The 16,901-nt window shown below is 63.6% G+C and carries 19 protein-coding genes; 9 read left to right on the top strand and 10 right to left on the bottom strand.

The annotated features are described in order from the left end of the window. Nucleotides 1-37 precede the first annotated feature (37 nt). The 6 genes from H0I86_RS32130 to H0I86_RS13010 all read left to right on the top strand — a co-directional run bounded on the left by H0I86_RS32130 (nt 38) and on the right by H0I86_RS13010 (nt 5,670). Entirely contained in the window at nt 38-172 is a 135-nt protein-coding gene (locus H0I86_RS32130; protein ID WP_016702627.1) for a hypothetical protein, read from the top strand. A 179-nt stretch (nt 173-351) separates the two neighbouring features. Next, a complete protein-coding gene (locus tag H0I86_RS13030; RefSeq protein ID WP_180925327.1) occupies nt 352-669 on the top strand; it encodes a DUF7693 family protein in 318 nt (105 codons plus the stop codon). Between the two features lie 265 nt (nt 670-934). Continuing rightward, on the top strand, nt 935-2,419 hold the full coding sequence (locus tag H0I86_RS13025; protein ID WP_180925326.1) for a tyrosinase family protein: 1,485 nt from the start codon (nt 935-937) through the stop codon (nt 2,417-2,419). Between the two features lie 10 nt (nt 2,420-2,429). After that, the gene (locus H0I86_RS13020; protein ID WP_180925325.1) at nt 2,430-3,203 is read left to right on the top strand and encodes a copper chaperone; all 774 of its coding nucleotides are present in this window, start codon (nt 2,430-2,432) and stop codon (nt 3,201-3,203) included. Next, a complete protein-coding gene (locus H0I86_RS13015; RefSeq protein WP_180925324.1) occupies nt 3,196-5,277 on the top strand; it encodes a hypothetical protein in 2,082 nt (693 codons plus the stop codon). Before H0I86_RS13020 ends, H0I86_RS13015 begins: the two co-directional genes overlap by 8 nt. Nucleotides 5,278-5,334: 57 nt before the next feature. Then, nucleotides 5,335-5,670, top strand: a complete 336-nt coding sequence (locus H0I86_RS13010; RefSeq protein ID WP_085531274.1) for a hypothetical protein — start codon at nt 5,335-5,337, stop codon at nt 5,668-5,670. 57 nt (nt 5,671-5,727) lie between these two features. On the opposite strand, the gene H0I86_RS13005 is transcribed toward H0I86_RS13010, so the two are convergent. After that, the gene (locus H0I86_RS13005; RefSeq protein ID WP_258019429.1) at nt 5,728-6,438 is read right to left on the bottom strand and encodes a methyltransferase family protein; all 711 of its coding nucleotides are present in this window, start codon (nt 6,436-6,438) and stop codon (nt 5,728-5,730) included. Between the two features lie 271 nt (nt 6,439-6,709). On the opposite strand from H0I86_RS13005, the gene H0I86_RS13000 reads away from it, so the two are divergent. Further along, nucleotides 6,710-7,180 carry an arsenate reductase ArsC gene (locus H0I86_RS13000; protein ID WP_180925323.1) on the top strand — a complete coding sequence of 157 codons (471 nt, stop codon included), beginning with the start codon at nt 6,710-6,712 and terminating at the stop codon, nt 7,178-7,180. Next, nucleotides 7,180-7,914, top strand: a complete 735-nt coding sequence (gene arsH / locus H0I86_RS12995; RefSeq protein WP_180925322.1) for an arsenical resistance protein ArsH — start codon at nt 7,180-7,182, stop codon at nt 7,912-7,914. Before H0I86_RS13000 ends, arsH begins: the two co-directional genes overlap by 1 nt. 27 nt (nt 7,915-7,941) lie before the next feature. On the opposite strand, the gene H0I86_RS12990 is transcribed toward arsH, so the two are convergent. From H0I86_RS12990 to H0I86_RS12980, 3 genes are read right to left on the bottom strand one after another with little or no spacing between them, the layout of a single operon-like run. Further along, complete coding sequence (locus H0I86_RS12990; RefSeq protein WP_180925321.1) at nt 7,942-8,352, bottom strand: T6SS amidase immunity protein Tai4 family protein; 411 nt, start codon at nt 8,350-8,352, stop codon at nt 7,942-7,944. Then, nucleotides 8,349-8,921 (bottom strand): T6SS effector amidase Tae4 family protein, encoded by a 573-nt coding sequence (locus H0I86_RS12985; RefSeq protein ID WP_180925320.1) that lies wholly within the window; start codon nt 8,919-8,921, stop codon nt 8,349-8,351. Before H0I86_RS12985 ends, H0I86_RS12990 begins: the two co-directional genes overlap by 4 nt. After that, complete coding sequence (locus H0I86_RS12980; RefSeq protein WP_180925319.1) at nt 8,921-9,505, bottom strand: PAAR domain-containing protein; 585 nt, start codon at nt 9,503-9,505, stop codon at nt 8,921-8,923. The genes H0I86_RS12985 and H0I86_RS12980 overlap by 1 nt, the downstream gene beginning before the upstream one ends. A 287-nt stretch (nt 9,506-9,792) precedes the next feature. Here H0I86_RS12980 and H0I86_RS12975 point away from each other — a divergent pair, with 287 nt between their 5' ends. Then, entirely contained in the window at nt 9,793-10,410 is a 618-nt protein-coding gene (locus tag H0I86_RS12975; RefSeq protein ID WP_180925318.1) for a DNA-3-methyladenine glycosylase family protein, read from the top strand. Between the two features lie 39 nt (nt 10,411-10,449). Here the strand turns inward: H0I86_RS12975 and H0I86_RS12970 are convergent, their stop codons facing one another. The 6 genes from H0I86_RS12970 to dctP all read right to left on the bottom strand — a co-directional run bounded on the left by H0I86_RS12970 (nt 10,450) and on the right by dctP (nt 16,900). Continuing rightward, nucleotides 10,450-11,547 (bottom strand): extracellular solute-binding protein, encoded by a 1,098-nt coding sequence (locus H0I86_RS12970; protein WP_180925317.1) that lies wholly within the window; start codon nt 11,545-11,547, stop codon nt 10,450-10,452. A gap of 2 nt (nt 11,548-11,549) precedes the next feature. Continuing rightward, nucleotides 11,550-12,674: an agmatine deiminase gene (gene aguA / locus H0I86_RS12965; protein ID WP_180925316.1), complete on the bottom strand. Its 1,125-nt coding sequence runs from the start codon at nt 12,672-12,674 to the stop codon at nt 11,550-11,552. A gap of 101 nt (nt 12,675-12,775) precedes the next feature. Beyond that, complete coding sequence (locus H0I86_RS12960) at nt 12,776-13,663, bottom strand: LysR substrate-binding domain-containing protein (protein ID WP_124310990.1); 888 nt, start codon at nt 13,661-13,663, stop codon at nt 12,776-12,778. 242 nt (nt 13,664-13,905) lie between these two features. Further along, the gene (gene dctM, locus H0I86_RS12955) at nt 13,906-15,189 is read right to left on the bottom strand and encodes a C4-dicarboxylate TRAP transporter large permease protein DctM (protein ID WP_180925315.1); all 1,284 of its coding nucleotides are present in this window, start codon (nt 15,187-15,189) and stop codon (nt 13,906-13,908) included. Next, on the bottom strand, nt 15,189-15,821 hold the full coding sequence (locus tag H0I86_RS12950) for a TRAP transporter small permease (RefSeq protein WP_180925314.1): 633 nt from the start codon (nt 15,819-15,821) through the stop codon (nt 15,189-15,191). The genes dctM and H0I86_RS12950 overlap by 1 nt, the downstream gene beginning before the upstream one ends. Before the next feature lie 89 nt (nt 15,822-15,910). Further along, complete coding sequence (dctP, locus tag H0I86_RS12945) at nt 15,911-16,900, bottom strand: C4-dicarboxylate TRAP substrate-binding protein DctP (protein ID WP_180925313.1); 990 nt, start codon at nt 16,898-16,900, stop codon at nt 15,911-15,913. Nucleotide 16,901: the final 1 nt, after the last annotated feature.

Here is a 16,901-nt window from a genome sequence, read left to right as displayed (position 1 = left end):
TGAGATGGTCCCCTGTTGATTGTTTTGGAGGCATGTCATGACTACATTTCAATTCATCGCAGGCATGGTCTTTTGTCTGGCGGGACTGGGCGTGAGGGCCTACCTGACCGTGCAGCATCCAGGGGAAGAAAAGGCCTGGCGCTCGTCCAGCGTGCGAAAGTCCGCCAAGTAAGCCTTGCCCCCTTCTCCGAATACCGCTGATGGCCTCGCCTGGACCAGGTGGAGACCCATAGAAAATGCCCGTATCGCGCGATACGGGCATTTTTTTCGGCTCAGGGAACCCGTCATCCCGCCTGATGCTGGCCGGCAACAATGGCAAAATAGCCGCCGTCCATGCCCGAGATCGTCCCTATGCAAAGCACCCCCACCCTCACCGCCCGGGAAATCTGCCAGGTACTCAGGGAGCTGGCGCTCGGCACCCGCACCCTGGGTCCCTCGAGCCACCGCGTTTTGCTGGCGGACGATAGCTGGCAGGTGCGGCTCGACATCGAAGGCTGGACCCTGACCCTGGTCAACCATGGCCAGACCCTGAGCCATTGCGAGCAATGCCATTCGCCGGATGGCCGGGCCGAGACGCTCGACGCCTGGCAGCGCTACGGCACCGACCCGGTCAAGCTGCTGAGCATCTGGGAACACCAGCAGTTGCAGCGCCTGCTGCAGGCGTTGTGAACAAAGGTTCCTTCCATTACACCCAGGCCAATCTCCCGCCCGTCTGCTTAAGGAGCCGGAACCCGTGTCGTTCATCGGGATAATCGGAATCGGCCATGGTGTTTTTCCCGGGCTTCTATACTCATTTTCGCAGGGGCGCGCACCAGCACAGCGGGCCTCATGAGCGCAGTTCCGCCGTGAACATGAAGTCGCCAGCGGCAAAGGATTGCGAGGGGTGTGGCGCCACACGCGCCACCTGGCCTGATGCTGCAAGGAAGGTGCATTCATGAACACGATTCGACAGGATGTGGCAACACTCGGCTCCGGATGGGACAACAAGGTCCTGCTCAATTACGCGCTGGCCATGCGCGAACTGGACAAACTACCGATCACCAACCGCAACAGCTGGAAGTTCCTCGGCGCCATCCACGGCTTCGATCGGCAGTTGTGGGTCGAGGTCAATGTCCTGGGCGATTCCGATCCGGTTCCCAAGGACCTGACCAACTTTACCTACGGCAGCCAATGCCAGCACGGCAGCTGGTACTTCCTGTCCTGGCACCGCGGTTACCTGGCGGCCTTCGAGGCGATCGTCGCGGCCAAGGTCAAGGAACTGACGGGCGACGACTGGGCGCTTCCGTACTGGAACTACCTCAATAGCAAAAACCCGGATGCACGGCGGGCCCCGGAGGCGTTCCTGGCGGACACCCTGCCGGATGGCAGCCCCAACCCGCTGAAGAAATACCCTCGCCGGCAGGGCTTTACCACGCTGCGGCCGAACTCCCTCGATGCCTTCAGCCTGGCGGCGATGCAGGAGAACGATTTCCAGGTCGGCAATGACGGCAGCATCGGCTTCGGTGGCGGGGTCACCGGCAATTTCGCCCAGTTCGCCCGCTGGACCGGCGACCTGGAGAACAACCCGCACAACACCGTGCATCGCCTGATCGGCGGTGGCGAAGGCTTCATGGCCGATCCGTACCTCGCCGCCCTGGACCCGATCTTCTGGTTGCACCATTGCAACGTCGACCGGCTCTGGGAAGCCTGGATGAACACCCCGGGCAAGACCATGGTCCGCGATCCGCGCTGGCTCGACGGTCCGGCCGACCGCCGTTTCATCATGCCGGCGGTCGGTGGCGGTGACCCTGGCATGAAATTCACCGGCCGCGACACGTTGAAGGATGGCAAATTGCATCCGCGTTATGCCGACTTGAGCATCGGCACGGGCGTGAAACCAGGAGTAGAGGCTGTGACACGGGTCAAGATGGGTGCGCCGGAACAACAGAACATCGAACCGATCGGCGCCAACCGATCGGTGGTCACGGTCGGCGGCTCGCCAGTACGCACCCAGGTCGACCTCGACCGCCAGGCCACCAGTACCGGCATCGCCGCGATGGGCGCGACGGACCTGGGCCAGCCGGTGACCCGGCTGTACCTGGCGCTGGAATCGGTGCGCGGCTTCGCGCCCTCGCCGCAGCTTGCGGTCTACATCAACCTGCCGAAAGACAGCGATCCGCAGCAGCACCCCGAGTGCCATGCCGGCAGCCTGACGCTGTTCGGGCTGAACGTCGCCTCGCGCCCGGACGGTGGCCACGGCGGCCACGGCCTTGGCTATACCATCGACATCACCGACCTGGCCCAGCGGCTGGCCGATGCCGGCGACTTCAACCCGGACTATCTGCGGGTGACCCTGGTCCCCGGCGAGCAGGTCTCGGCGGATAAACCGGTGACCGTGGAGCGGATCAGCGTGCTCAAGCGCAGTGGTATCGTCAGCTGAGTCACGCCCCATGCAACCCGGAGCGGTCTTGCTCAGCTTCACCCGGGCACCCTGGCCGTTGCTGTTCGCGACGGCCGGGCTGGGCCTGGCCCTGTGCCTCTACACCGCCGGGCACAGCAGCCTTCCCGCCTTCTGCAGCGCTGTGGGTGGGCTGTCCATCGTCACCAGTTGGCCCACCGCGCTGAAAGCGGAGCTGGCCCTGAACCCGGCGCAGCAGATGCTGGCGGACTGGGCCCTTATGCTGCTGGCGATGATGCCGCCGCTGCTGGCGATGCCGCTCATGCATGTCTGGCGCTCCAGCCTGCCGCGTCGGCGCATTCGCGCCGCGCTCGTCTTCCTGCTCGGCTACACCGCCTTATGGCTGGCCGCCGGGCCGCTGTTGATGGGGCTCGCCTTGCTGCTGCAACTGAGCGTCGCCGACGCAGCGCTGGCCACGGCCCTGCTGGCTGCCCTGCTGTGGAGTGCCAGCCCGTGGCAACGCGCGGCGCTCAACCGTGGCCACCGCATGCGCCGGATCGGTCTCTTCGGCTGGGCCGCCGACCGCGATTGCCTGGTGTTCGGCGCAATCCATGGGGCCTTGTGCATCGCTTCGTGCTGGGCCTGGATGCTGGTGCCGCTGCTGGGCGGGGCCTGGCACATTGCGCTGATGCTGGTGGCCGGGGCCATCATGCTGGTCGAGCGCCTGGCACCGGGCGATCGGCCGCGCTGGCACTGGCCCATCATTCTCCCTCGACTCGATCTCTGGCTCCTTATTACGCGCAAGGTGGCGCACGCCCATGACTAGACGGACCTGCCTGACGATCGGCGTGAGCACGCTGACGCCGCTACCCAACCAAACACTGCGTTTCGCCTACCTGGACGGCGCCGTGCTCGCCGCCCGTTCGATCGGCGACTGGGCGTTGCGCTCGGGCTTCGGCGCCGACAACGTCAGGATCGTCGACGACGGCCCCATAGACGGCCAGGGCAATCCGGTCACCCGCGAACGGGTGCAACAAGCGGTGGACGAGCTGTTCCCCACCGGCGCCGAAGTGGTCGAGCAATTGATCCTGGCGTTTTGCGGCCATGGCCTGACCGACGCGAATATCGGCTCGATCTCCTGGCTGTTCAGCGACTCGCTGCGCCAGAAATACCGCGTCCTGGCCGACTCGTTCTACACCGAGTTGCTGCTGCACGGCGTGCAGCGCATCACCCTGATCACCGATGCCTGCCGCGAAGCGCCGAAGAACCTCGACCTGACGCGACTGGATCCGGTGCGCGGGATCGTCGTGCAAGGCACGCAAGTGGAAAACCCCAGGTTCGATCGCCTGGCCGCCTGCCAGGACGGGCAGTTGGGTTACATGGTGTCCGAGCCGATGTCCGGTGCTCCGGGCAAGTGCGTGTTCTCCGGGGTGATCGCCGATGCGCTGTGGGGCATCGAGCCGACCGCCATCAGCAATGGCCTGGTCACCACCGCGACCCTCGGCATGTGCGTGCGCTCGCGCACCACCGAGCGGGCGAAGGAGTATCGCCTCAAACTCAACCCGCAGTGCCTGGTCGATCCGGAACCGGCGGTGCTCTACAACACCGCCAAGCCGTTGCCGGGCCCCACCGGACTGCAGCCCTGGCCAGCCGCGGGCAACGCCGCCACCATGGGCCCGTCCCCGGCGGCAGGCCCGGTGGATTCCGCCGAGCATAACCTTGAGCGGATCCACAGCGACGCGGCCTTTCGCGAGCGCATGCTCGGCGCCGATTTCGGGCTCAAGCAGCACGACCTGACAGTTCCCGCCGACCAGATGATCAGCATTCCCGATTCCAGCAAGGAGTTACTGCAGGATCTGGTGGTGCTCCGCCAGCAGAGCCCGCGTTTTCCCGAGAAGAAACAGAAGGTCAAGGCGCTGGTCCAGCGCCTGGAAGCGGATGCCGCCGCTGAGATGCGCCAGTCCGCGGCCACCGAGGTTCGGCGCAGGATGAAACAGATCGGCGACCCCGGCGAGGCCAACCTGATCGTCTACGGCGAGGGCGCGAAGCTCTTGTCCCGCAACCCGATCGAGCGACTGGACAGCTCCTCGCTGTTCGAGACGTTCCACGCCCCCAGCGATCCCCAGGGGATGCCGGTCCTGGTGGAGCTGGCCGATGGCACCGCCACGCCGGTGGTGCCTTACGCGGGTCAGTACGCCGTGGTGATGCCCAGCCCCCTCGGCGATATTTTCCAGGCCTATGGAATGCCCAAGGCCCCCGACAGATACCTGGCGATGCTCGGCGCGATCGACGATTTCGCCGCTGGCCGGCTACAGGCCGAAGACATCGACCAGTTCGCCGCCGGTGTGTGCCACAAAAAGCATGCCGACCCCATGCTGGGGGTGATCTGCGCCTACCTGTACCGCGCCGTTGCCGACTACGACAGCATCCGGCGCCTGGCGTATTTTTATGCCGCCCAGGATCAGCCGGTGCCTTTCGACATCGCCTTGCTCGGGGCCATGCGGGTGACCCGGGAGCCAGACGGCACCCCACAGCTACAAATACCGGCCGTCAAGGCGCGCGCGCTCCGCCCCAAGGCGGCCAAGGCCCCTGACTATATCCGGCGTGCGACACCCGCCGTACAGGCCTGGATCGGTGGACGCTGCCCGTGGCTGGGGCTGGGCTGGGACTATGTCAACGACCCACGGCCGGAATGGGCCGCACTGGTCGAAGGGCTTGCCGAACACGCCAAGGCGGCGCGGCACAGCGGATCCACGGTGCTGCCGGGCAAGGTGGCGCACAAGCTGGCAAAAGCCTGGCGCCTGCAGCCATCGGCCCGCGACGACCTGACGCGACCCGCGGTAGCCCGCCAGGCCCCCGCCAAGGAAACGAACCGGCCCGCGCGGCGGTCTGAACAGTGATGGCATTGAGAACGGGGCAGCCCACAACGCCCTGTCATTCACGATGGAGGTCTCGTCATGAGCGCCCTGACGATCGAAGGCTGGTGCAAGGCCGGCGATGGGCAAAAATCCACGCCGCTGGGAGAGATCCATTTCTACGTCGATGGCCCCCTGCACCTGCGCCTGGAAGAAGCCGAGGAACGCCTGCAGAAAACCCATGAACAGGACGCCATGGTCGACGTCGACATGGACACCATGGAGCTGATCATGCCGGAGGGGTACGCCCCCTTGTCCGACTGCCGGATGCGCGTCTACCTGCAGCACGGCCGCGGCCAGTTCCACCTGGTGGGGCATCGAGCCAGCGATGGCAGCCTGATCTATAGCAATGCGGTGTTGATCGACCAGTTGCTGTAGATCCGACGTTGCCCTGGCTTTACCGCGCAGGTGCCGTGCCCTGGCGCCTCCTTGCCATTACCAGAGGCTGGGGAACAAGCGCCAGCGCACCCGTTGGCAATAGTCGGCATAACCGGGCAGCTCGGCCTGCAACAGCTGGTCCTCCCATGACGTGCGCACGACCAGCAGCGCCGCTGCCAGCGCGGCGGGAACCAGCGCCCAGAACGACCCCAATGCCAGCGCCATGCCGAAGAACAGGCACAGCGCGGCGAGATACCCGGGATGCCGCACGAAACGGTAAGGCCCGCTATCGATGACCCGCTGCTGTCGCTCGGACTGGATCCGCACGCCCGGCTCGAAGAACGGGTTCACCGCCTGCGCCCAGCCGGTCACCGCGATACCCGCCAGCACCGCCAGATAACCCGCCAGCACCAGCCATGCCGGAACAACCGAGCCGTGCAGCCGCCCGGCATCGAGCGCGGCGACCGGCAGCACGGCCGCCATCGCCGGCAGGATGATTGCCAGCAGTTTTTTGTCCCAGCTTTTGGTGCCCGCCTGGAAGCGGCTGCGCGCGCGGTAGATCACCGGGTTGACCCGGGCGAGCAGCAGGGCCGAAACGCCAAAGCCCAGGGTCATGACGGCGAGGAATATCCAGCCGGGCCACCAGGCGAGCGTGCCGGCCGGCAGGAAGATCAATCCCAGCAGCGCCAGCGGCAGGCCGATCGCATAGGCGATGGCCGTGCCGCGCGACATCGGGTCCGGATCCCGAGATGTGGAAGGGGTTTGCATAGCATTCACCCATAGGCAGAGAGATGAAGCCTGGCCCGGTGAACATCATGAATAGGCCTGGCATCTTCGGCCCGCGCCGAACCTGAAGCATAGAACACAGGGTAAATCCCCTGCCCGCTCCCGGGCCGAGACGCGCAGCTTGCGTTCGGCCGCTCAGCCGTATCGGCAGCTTGGCAACGCTCCTTCGCATCCGTATATTCGGATAACCATATATTCAAGTCAGTGACGCCCGTTTAACCTCATGGCCCAACCCTTCTACCCGGAAGCCCCGATGAAAATCCTCTTCATGTGCACCGCCAACAGCTGCCGCAGCGTTCTTTCCGAAGCCCTGTTCAATCACCTGGCGCCGGCCGCTCATCAGGCGGTGAGCTCGGGCAGCTTCCCCAGCGGCACGCTCAACGCCCGCGCCCTGGCCACCCTGGAACAGGCTGGCGTCAGCACCGCCGGCCTGTACAGCAAAGGTTCGGAGGTCTTCGCCGACAGCCCGCCCGATATCGTCATCACCGTCTGCGACAAGGCCGGTGGCGAGCCCTGCCCGGTGTATTTCGGCCCGGCGCTGAAAAGCCACTGGGGGCTGGAGGACCCTTCGGAGGTCCAGGGCGATGAACAGGCGATCCAGGCTGCCTTCGAGCAGACCGTGCAGAAAATCCGCCAGCGCTTCGCCGCCTTCTTCGCCCTGGACCTCGACCACCTCTCGCCCACGGAGCTGAAAAATGCCCTCGACCGCATCGGAGCGCTGTGATGAGTGACGACCTGAAGCACAGCGAAGAACAGCTGTCCGCCCTTGATCTTGAGCTGCTGCAAGCCTTGGCCCCGGAGCATCTGGAGACCCCGGCAACCGCCGCGCACAAACCGCGCATCCTGCTGCTCTACGGCTCCACCCGCGAGCGCTCGTTCAGCCGCCTGCTGACCCGGGAAGCGGCGCGCATTCTCGAGTTCCTCGGCGCCGAAACCTACATCTTCGACCCCAGCGGCCTGCCCCTGCCGGACGATGCGCCGGTGGATCACCCCAAGGTCCAGGAACTGCGCGAACGGGTGCTGTGGTCCGAGGGCCAGGTCTGGTGCTCGCCGGAACGCCATGGCGCGATGTCGGCGGTGTTCAAGGCGCAGATCGACTGGATCCCCCTGGCCCTCGGCGCAGTGCGCCCGACCCAGGGCAAGACCCTGGCGGTGATGCAGGTCTGCGGCGGCTCACAGTCGTTCAACACGGTCAACCAGCTGCGCGTGCTGGGCCGCTGGATGCGCATGTTCACCATCCCCAACCAGTCCTCGGTGCCCAAGGCCTTTCTCGAGTTCGATGACGACGACCGCATGAAGGCCTCGCCCTTCTACGACCGGGTGGTGGATGTGATGGAGGAACTGATGAAGTTCACCCTGCTCCTGCGCGGCCGCGCCGACCTGCTGGTGGACCGCTACTCGGAACGCAAGGAAAGCGCCGCGGCGCTGTCCAGCCGGGTCAATCAGCATTCGATTTGATGTTGAAACCCCGGCACAGACTTTCACTCACTGAGGAACATACTGGTCCTGTGTTCTGACAAACGCGTCGAATGCCTGGGAGTTGTAAACGTCCAGGCATCCATAAAACACCATCTTCTGATCAGAATGCTTACTCAAGGCCGAGGTCTTCTGGTAGGCATCCAGAAAGAATTTTTCTGTTGCTCCATAAGGATCATGCAGCACCTCTTGTGTGTCTTCATTCTGCACGATCATATGCATGCCCTTTCCCATGAAAGAGTAGGCACCAATGGCCAGCGAGATATCCTCTTTGATTGCGGACGGTTCCTTGAACTGACTGTCGATGCAATTAGCCAGCCCGTAGTTCTTGAGCATTTCACGAGCCTTGGGTAGATCAGCAGCATTAACAGCAAAAGAGCACAGCAGACATAGGCAAAACGCCGCGAACCAACGCGTCATCCTTTCAACTCCCAAAAGTTTATAACCTCAAGCTTTACACGGGGATCGTCATATGTGTGGCTATCTAATCGATGATAGTCGCTACCATCACCCGTGTTTTTTCCATCCCATAACGTTGCGTGCCCCGTAGCATCATTCCACCCAGATATCACCATAACCAGCACACCTTGTTTACCGTTGATAAAGCTCAGGTTATTGGGTTTAACCTCATGATCGGGTGCCTTCCAGTTATTTTTCAAGAATGCAAGAAAACCCTCGACCTTCATGATATAGGGAAGGTCATCTCCTCCGCGCAGCCTGTAAATTGGGGTTTCTTTGATAATGGTACCTTTGGGTATCTTATAACCCCCATAATTGAATGCCCTGCTCAATCTCAATGCACAGGCATTCGCATAGGCGGCAGGCTTTGCGGCCCTATGCGCTTCCACTTCACCACCGACTAATTGATATACGCTCACAGAGTCTTTGTGGCCGACTTCCGTATAGGCCTTCCATAACGTACTGAAACGAGGACGTCTTACATCCACGCTCGACGAAACTCCCCCTGCAGCGATAGCTATCCTGGTCATCACCACTCTCCTTCCATGTCAAACGCTACACCATCAAATGCGCTCATGATATTTGCTACGCCATCTGCTGCAACAACACCAGATAACGTCTGTTCAACAGGCTCGCTTACAGTGACCGAGACTCTTTCGCCAGGAAGATATCCCGTGGTTTTCACATGAATATTCAGATCCACATAAAATCGAGAAAGAGAATCAACCGGAGTTTTTTCTGGGCCATGCGACAGGAAAATACTTTGTATGATCTTAGGTGCCGCCAACAGAGGAGCAACAGAAGAAATACTTGCACCAGCATGCTCGGCGCCGCCGTAGACTGAAGACTGGGTAGCAATCACGGTATTAGCCCCAGGCGGGCAGCCACAGGCTACATAGTCTCCCTCAAGAGCAATCGGCCCTGCTGGTAAAGTCACAGTTCTGGGCCCAACAGCAACTATAGGCCCTTGACCTTTGCTACATACCGGACAACTTGCAATGTGTCCTATAGAGGAGGTGTCAATCGCACTGTCGATACTGATACCTGTATTGCCCTCAAGTACCTGTCCACCAGTAGAAGTAAGTGATCCTATCCCGATCATCTTTCGTCCCATATGAGTCTCCATCTCAGGGCTGTAAATCGGCTCAATCTAAAGCAGATGCCTCCCCATGAAACCAATAATCCCGTGGAAAATTGTGTGTTTCTGTTACCCGACTGCAGTCGCAAAAAGCCACTACCGTCAAAAAATCAGCTCCATTTACCCCTCCCCACACCACACCAGAATAGTTATCGAGCTCTTCAAATCCAAATCCCGCACCACGAATTCCAGCGCAAGAGACCGAGTGCGGCGCCAGGCATTGCTGGTTAATCTCTGGCGACACCCATTGCCCAGGACTTTCCGTGCCCGATCCGTTTCTTGAGGCCCGCGCCTTTCTGGCCGGGCTCGACCCCGACTGGGCTCGTCACGTCGAGGCAGTCGGCCCGTGCCTGCACCAGGCCAAGCCGACCCGCGAACCCTGCGAGGCGCTGGTGCGGGCGATTGCCTATCAGCAGCTGCATGCCCGCGCCGGCGATGCGATTCTCGGGCGTTTTCTTGGCTTGTATGGCTCGGCGGCCTTCCCCTCCCCCGAACAGATCCTCGCCACTGATGTCGAGCAGTTGCGCGCCTGCGGTTTTTCCGCCGGCAAGATCGCCACCATTCGTGGTATTGCCGAAGCGACCCTGAGCGGTGTGGTGCCGGACTACGAGACGGCCCGGAGCATGGACGATGAGGCACTGATCGAGCGCCTGACCAGCCTGCGTGGGATCGGCCGCTGGACCGTGGAGATGCTGCTGATCTACAGCCTGGAACGCCTGGACATCCTGCCCGCCGACGACTTCGGCGTGCGCGAAGGCTACCGGCGCCTGAAGGGCCTGGAGCGGCAGCCGACGCGCAAGCAGATGATCGATATCGGCCTGTCCTTGCGCCCGCATCGCACCGTGGCGGCCTGGTATCTGTGGCGGGTGCCGGCGCGTTGAACGAGCAGGGCTATGCCGTCGGGGCCACCTGGCGCGCGCTCACAGCCCCGACTTGAGGCGGCTGAAGGCGCGGATCAACGCGCGGTTGAAGGCCTTGCCGTTGTCGTTCTTGCTGTACAGCGAAGCCCGCACCTCGGGCGCCGGATAAGTGCCGGGGTCGTTGCGAATCGCCGGATCGACCAGGGCATCCGCCGCGCTGATGGCGTTGGCGTAATGGATGGTGTCGGTGATCGACGCGATCACCTGCGGGGTCATCAGGTAATCCATCAACGCCAGCCCGGCCTCCGGGTGCGGTGCGTCCCTGGGGACGACCATGGCATCGAACCAGATCAGCGTGCCCTCCCTGGGGATGCGATAGCTCAAGGTAAAGGGCTTGTGCGCCGCCTCGGCCTGGCCGGCGGCGATCGCCACGTTGCCGTTCCACGACATGGCCACGCAAGTGTTGCCGTTGGCCAGGTCGCTGATGTTCAGGTCGTTGTCGAAGTAGCGGATGTAAGGCCGGATCTTCGCCAGTTGCTGCTCGGCGAGTTTCAGATCGTCGAGGTTCTGCCGGTTGATGTCCAGCCCCAGGTACTTCATCACCGCGGCGAACACCTCGTTGGGATCGTTGAGCAGGCTGACCCCGCAGTCGGCGAATTTCGCCACCACCGCCGGGTCGAACAGCATCGCCCAGCTGTCGCGCGGCGCAGCGGCCAGGCGCTGGCTGACCGCCTGCTCCTGGTACCCCACTCCCGTGGTGCCCCAGGCATAGATCCCGGCATAGCGGTTACCCGGGTCGAACACCGCCATGTGCTGGCGAAACTCCTCGCCGACCCCGGCCAGGTGCGGCAGGCGCTGCTTGTCCAGCGGCTGGACCGCCCCGCTGGCGATGGCCCGGGACAGGTGCTGGCCGGCGGTCAGCACCAGGTCGTAGCCGCTGCGCCCGGTGAGCAGCTTGGTCTCCACGGTCTCCAGGGAGTCGAAGTGATCGACCACCACGCGGATGCCGGTCTGGCGCTCGAAATCGCTCAGGGTGTCCGGGGCCAGGTACTCGCCCCAGATATACAGATTGACCGTGGGTGTGGCCTCGTCGGCCGCCTCGGCGCACAACGGCGCCAGCACCAGCAGCAACGCGCGGCCCAGCCTGTGCAGATTCATGTTCAGCCCTCTTCGCCGGTGCGCCGGGCAGCCGCGTATTGCGGCATGGTGATGCAGGCGACGTTGCCGCCGCCGAGGAGGATTTCCCGCGAATTGTCGATGCCGACGATGCGGTGCCGGGGGAAGAGTTCGGCCAGGGTGGCCAACGCAGTTGGATCGTTACGGTCGCCGAACAGCGGCACCACGATCGAGCTGTTGCCGGCGTAGTAGTTGATGTACGAGGCACAGATCCGCGTACCGGCCTTGCGCTCGTGGGTGCTGTCGAGCTGATCCAGGCCTTCGGCTTCGGCGGCGGTCCATTCCAGCACGTCCGGCTGCGGCAGCTTGTGCACGATCAATTCGCGGCCACGGCTGTCGCGGGTGCTGCGCAGGATGTCGTAGGCCTCCTGGTAGATTTCCCACTGCGGGTCGTCGCGGTTGTCGGTCCATTGCAACACCACTTCACCAGGGCGCACGAAGCACGCCAGGTCGTCGACATGGCCGTCGGTTTCGTCGAACTTGCAGCCCCGTGGCAGCCAGATCACCTGCTCCGCCCCCAGGTAGTCGGTGAGGCGCCGGGTGACCTCGGCCTTGCCCAGGTGCTGGTTGCGATTGCGGTTGAGCAGGCACTGCTCGGTGGTGAGAATGCTGCCCTGGCCATCGCTCTGGATGCCGCCCAGCTCGGCGATCAGCGGCGCACGATAGCGGTCGACATTTTCGATCTCGAGGATCTTGCTGGCGATCTGATCGTCCTTGTCCCAGGGGTAATACAGGCCGCCGTCGAGGCCGCCGTAGGCGTTGAACTCGAAGTCGACGCCACGCACCTCGCCACTCTGGTCGTTGACCACGAAACACGGGCCGCTGTCGCGAAACCAGGTGTCGTTGCAGGTCATTTCCACCACCCGCACCTGCGGCGGCAACAGGCGGCGGGCATTGGCGAACTGCGCGGCGGAAGCGCAGACGGTAACCGGTTCGCTCTGGGCAATCGCCGTGACGACCTGCACCCAGACCTTCTGCGCCGGCTTGGCGCCGTTGCGCCAGACATCGGTGCGCTCCGGCCAGCCGAGCCAACAACCGGCCTTGGCTTCGAATTCGCCGGGCAGGCGAAAACCATCGTGCTTGGGAGTGGTGTCGAGCAATCGGGCCATGGGGGCAAACCTCGTCAGCGCTAGGGAATGGCCACCAAACTAGCGCCGCGCCGGGTCAAGGCACCAACGATGAATATTGCGCGACTGTTGAATTCAACTCATCAATCGCTCAACTGATCGCTGAACCAGTCCAGCAACTGCAGCAGCGCCGGCCGCTCCAGGCGCACCCGCTCGCAGACCAGGGCGTATTGGCCCAGGGCGGTCATGCTGGCGGCGTTGAAGGGCCGAACCAGCCGGCCATTGAGCAGGTCTTCCTGGGCCGTGAGATTGTCGCCCATGGCCACGCCCTGCCCTTGCGCCGCCGCTTCCAGCGCCAGCCCGGCGTGAGCAAAATACAGCTGGCGCGCCGGCCGCAGGTCGCCGGCATGGCTGGTCAGCCAGGCGGTCCAGGTCTTGCCGTCCTGATCGTCGTGCAGCAGGCAATGGCGAGCCAGGTCCCGCGGGCTTTTCAGGTTGCCCTGGTTGAACAGCCCGGGGCTGCACACGGGGAAGAATTGCAGGGTCGGCAACGGCCGCACGAAGTAGGCGCTGCTGTCCTGCGGGCCGCTGCCGTAGGTAATCGCCAGGTCGATGTCTTCGCCCGGCACGCTGGCGTCGATCGGCTGTTCATAGAGATGCAGGGTGATATGCGGGTAACGCGCGGAAAAGTCCGCCAGCCGGCTCATCAGCCATTTCTGCGCCAGCTCGGCGGTCACCGCCAGGCGCAGTACCGCCAGGGAGGACGGGTCGCGCAACTCGTCGCAGGCCTCGCCAATCAGCTCGAAGGCCTGCTGCAGGCTCTGCATCAACCGCCCGGCCGCCAGGGTCGGGCGGATCTGCCGGCCCTCGCGGACGAACAACGACACACCGAGTTGCTCCTCGAGCTGGCGGATCTGATGGCTCACCGCGCTGTCGGTGACGCACAGCTCGGCCGCCGCCCGGCCGAAATGCGCATGCCGCGCCGCGCACTCGAAAGTCCGTAATGCCGCCAGGGAAGGCAGACGTCGCATATCCAAGCCCCCGAAATGAAGGCGTCCATGCTGCGCCGCCGGGCGACGGGCGACAAGCCTTTGTCAGGCGGCTTCCTGCAAACCATTGGGCCATGCCATACGCGCCTCTGTAGGAGCGAGCGGGCGGCGACCCGGCTGGCCCGCGATGACGACCTCAAGAACAGCATTGCCTTGAAGGGCCTCATCGCCAGCAAGCTTGGCTCCTACAGAGACCATGTACGCCCACTCAGCGCATCAGCGTTTCAGTTCATCCCCAGCCAGTTCGGCAGCGCCAGGGAAATGAACGGCACGTAGGTCACCAGGATCAGGAACGCCAGCAGGATCATCAGCCACGGCAGCGCCGCGCGGATGGTCTGCCCGAGGCTCAGGCCGGTCACCGCCGAGGTGACGAACAGGTTCAGGCCCACCGGCGGATGCACCAGGCCGATTTCCATGTTGACCACCATGACGATCCCCAGGTGGATCGGGTCGATGCCCAGCTCCATGGCAATCGGGAAGAAGATCGGCGCCAGGATCAGCACGATGGCCGAGGGCTCCATGAAGCTGCCCGCCACCAGCAGCACCACATTGACCATCAGCAGGAAACCAATGGGCGACAGCCCGGCATCCATGACGAAGGTGGTGATCTGCTGCGGGATCTGCTCGGTGGTCAGCACATGGGCGAAGAGCATGGCGTTGGCGATGATGAACATCAGCATGATCGACAGCCGGCCCGACTCCACCAGCACTTTCGGACAGTCGCACAGGCGCATGTCCTTGTAGACGAACAGCGCGACGAAGGCCGAATACACCGCCGCCACCGCCGCCGCCTCGGTCGGGGTGAACAGGCCGCTGTAGATGCCGCCGAGGATGATCACCAGCAACAGCAGGCCCCAGAAAGCCCGGCGCGCGGTGCTCAGCCATTCGCGGAACGACACCCGCGGTTGCGCCGGGAGCTTCTTGATCCGCGCGACGATGTAGATCACCACCATCAGGATCACGCCCAGCAGCAGCCCCGGAACGACCCCGGCCATGAACAGCTTGCCCACCGAGGTTTCGGTGGCCGCCGAGTACACCACCATCACGATCGACGGCGGAATCAGGATGCCCAGGGTCCCGGCGTTGCAGATGATCCCGGCGCCGAACTCCCGTGGGTAGCCGGAACGCACCATGCCCGCCACCGCAATCGAACCCACCGCCGCCACCGTTGCCGGCGACGAACCCGACAGCGCGGCGAACAGCATGCACGCCAGCACCGCGGCAATCGCCAGGCCGCCGCGAATGTGCCCGACGCAGGCGTTGGCGAAATCGATCAGGCGTTGCGCCACGCCGCCGGTGGTCATGAAGGCCCCGGACAGCAGGAAGAATGGGATCGCCAGCAAGGTATAGGCTTCGGAGGTTTCGAACAGCTTGATCGCCAGGGAACTCAGGGAGTCCGGGCTGAACAGCAGGATCGACGTGGCGCCGGCCAGCCCCAGGGAAATGGCGATCGGCACGCCGAGGAACATGAAGACGAACAGCATCAGAAACAGACAGAGAATGGCCATCAGTGCTGATCCTCGTGGTGACTGGCAAGCTTGCTGGCCTCGGCCGCCTCATCGGCCAGGCCCAGGTTGATCTGCCCGCGCATGAGGATGCGCCACATGATTTCCAGGTAGCGGATCAGCACCAGGGCAAAACCGAAGGGCACGATCATCGCGATATGCGACAGGTGAATGCCGAACTGGTCCAGGTCCTCGGCTTCGATGCCGGCCTGGATCAGCGCCATCAGCCACTTGAAGCTGGCGACCATGAACAGCCCGGCGTAGACCATGCAGCACAGGCAGGCGATGACCGCCAGCAGGCGCTGGGCCGGACGCGAGGCCAGCTTGACCAGCGCGTCCACCCCCAGGTGGCCGGCGGTCCGCACGCCGTAGGAAATGCCGAAGAAAATCAGCCAGCCAAACAGCACCTTGGTCAGCGCCACGCTCCAGACCATCTCCTGGGCCAGCTCCATGAGGACGTCGCCGATCCCCAGGAACAGCGCGCCGCCCCCTTCCCAGGCATCGCCGATGGCATAGAACAGCGGGTACAGGTTGTTGAGCACCACGTAGACGAAAGTCACCAGCGTCATGGCCGCCAGCAGGAAGGCGATGAACGCCTCTTCAAAATGTTCCCAGAACCGCCTCAGCCTGTGCATTGAGGTTCTCCGTGAAAGTGCCAGTGGAGTGCAGCCCGATAACGGCTGCCGATGGGCCGCTGCGAGCGCAGCGGCCGGGATGCAGGTCGTTATTGCGCCTGGTTGGCAGCTTCGGCGGCCTGGATCAGGTCGGCGCCGATATCGCCCTCGAACTTCTTCCACACCGGGCGCATGGCTTCGCGCCACTCGTTACGCTGCTCGGGGGTCAGGGCGACGATTTCGCTGGTCTTGGCGTCGATGATCTTCTGCCGGGACGTCTGGTTCAGGGCTTCGGCCTGCTTGTTCACCTCCACCGAGACCTCGGCGATGATCTTTTCCAGCTCGCCGCGCACATCCGGCGGCAGGCCGGTCCAGAACTTGGCGTTGGTGATCACCATGTAGTCGATCAGGCCGTGGTCGGTCTCGGTGAAGTACTTCTGCACCTCGTGGACCTTCTGGCTTTCATAGTTCGACCAGGTGTTCTCGGTGCCATTGACCACGCCGGTCTGCAGGCCCTGGTAGACCTCGGCGAAGCTCATCTTGCGCGGGTTGGCGCGCACCGCCTTGAACTGCTCCTCCAGCACGCTGGAGGCCTGCACGCGGAACTTCAGGCCGCGGGCGTCCTTGGGTTCCACCAGTTTCTTGTTGGCCGACAGCTGCTTGAGGCCGTTGTGCCAATAGGCCAGGCCGAGGATGCCCTTGTCCTGCATGGCGGTCAGCAGTTGCTTGCCCTCGGCGTGCTGGAAGCGGTCGACGGCGGCGAGGTTGTCGAAGAGGAATGGCAGGTCGTAGATCTGCACCTTCTTGGTGTACTGCTCGAACTTGGCCAGGGACGGCGCGAGCAACTGCACGTCGCCCAGCAGCAGCGCCTCCATTTCCTTGCCGTCGCCGAACAGCGAGGAGTTCGGGTACACCTCGACCTTGACCCGGCCCGGCAGGCGCTCCTCGGCCAGTGTCTTGAACAGCAGGGCGCCCTGGCCCTTGGGGGTGTTTTCCGCCACCACGTGGGCGAACTTGATCACGATAGGGTCGGCGGCCTGCGCAAGACCGGCGCCCAGCAATGCGGCGGCACAGAACAACGCCCGGGAGAGCTTGAACATG

Source organism: Pseudomonas chlororaphis subsp. aurantiaca (assembly GCF_013466605.1).
Taxonomy (GTDB): Bacteria; Pseudomonadota; Gammaproteobacteria; order Pseudomonadales; family Pseudomonadaceae; genus Aquipseudomonas; species Aquipseudomonas chlororaphis_I.
This window is presented reverse-complemented; position numbering and strand designations above follow the sequence as displayed.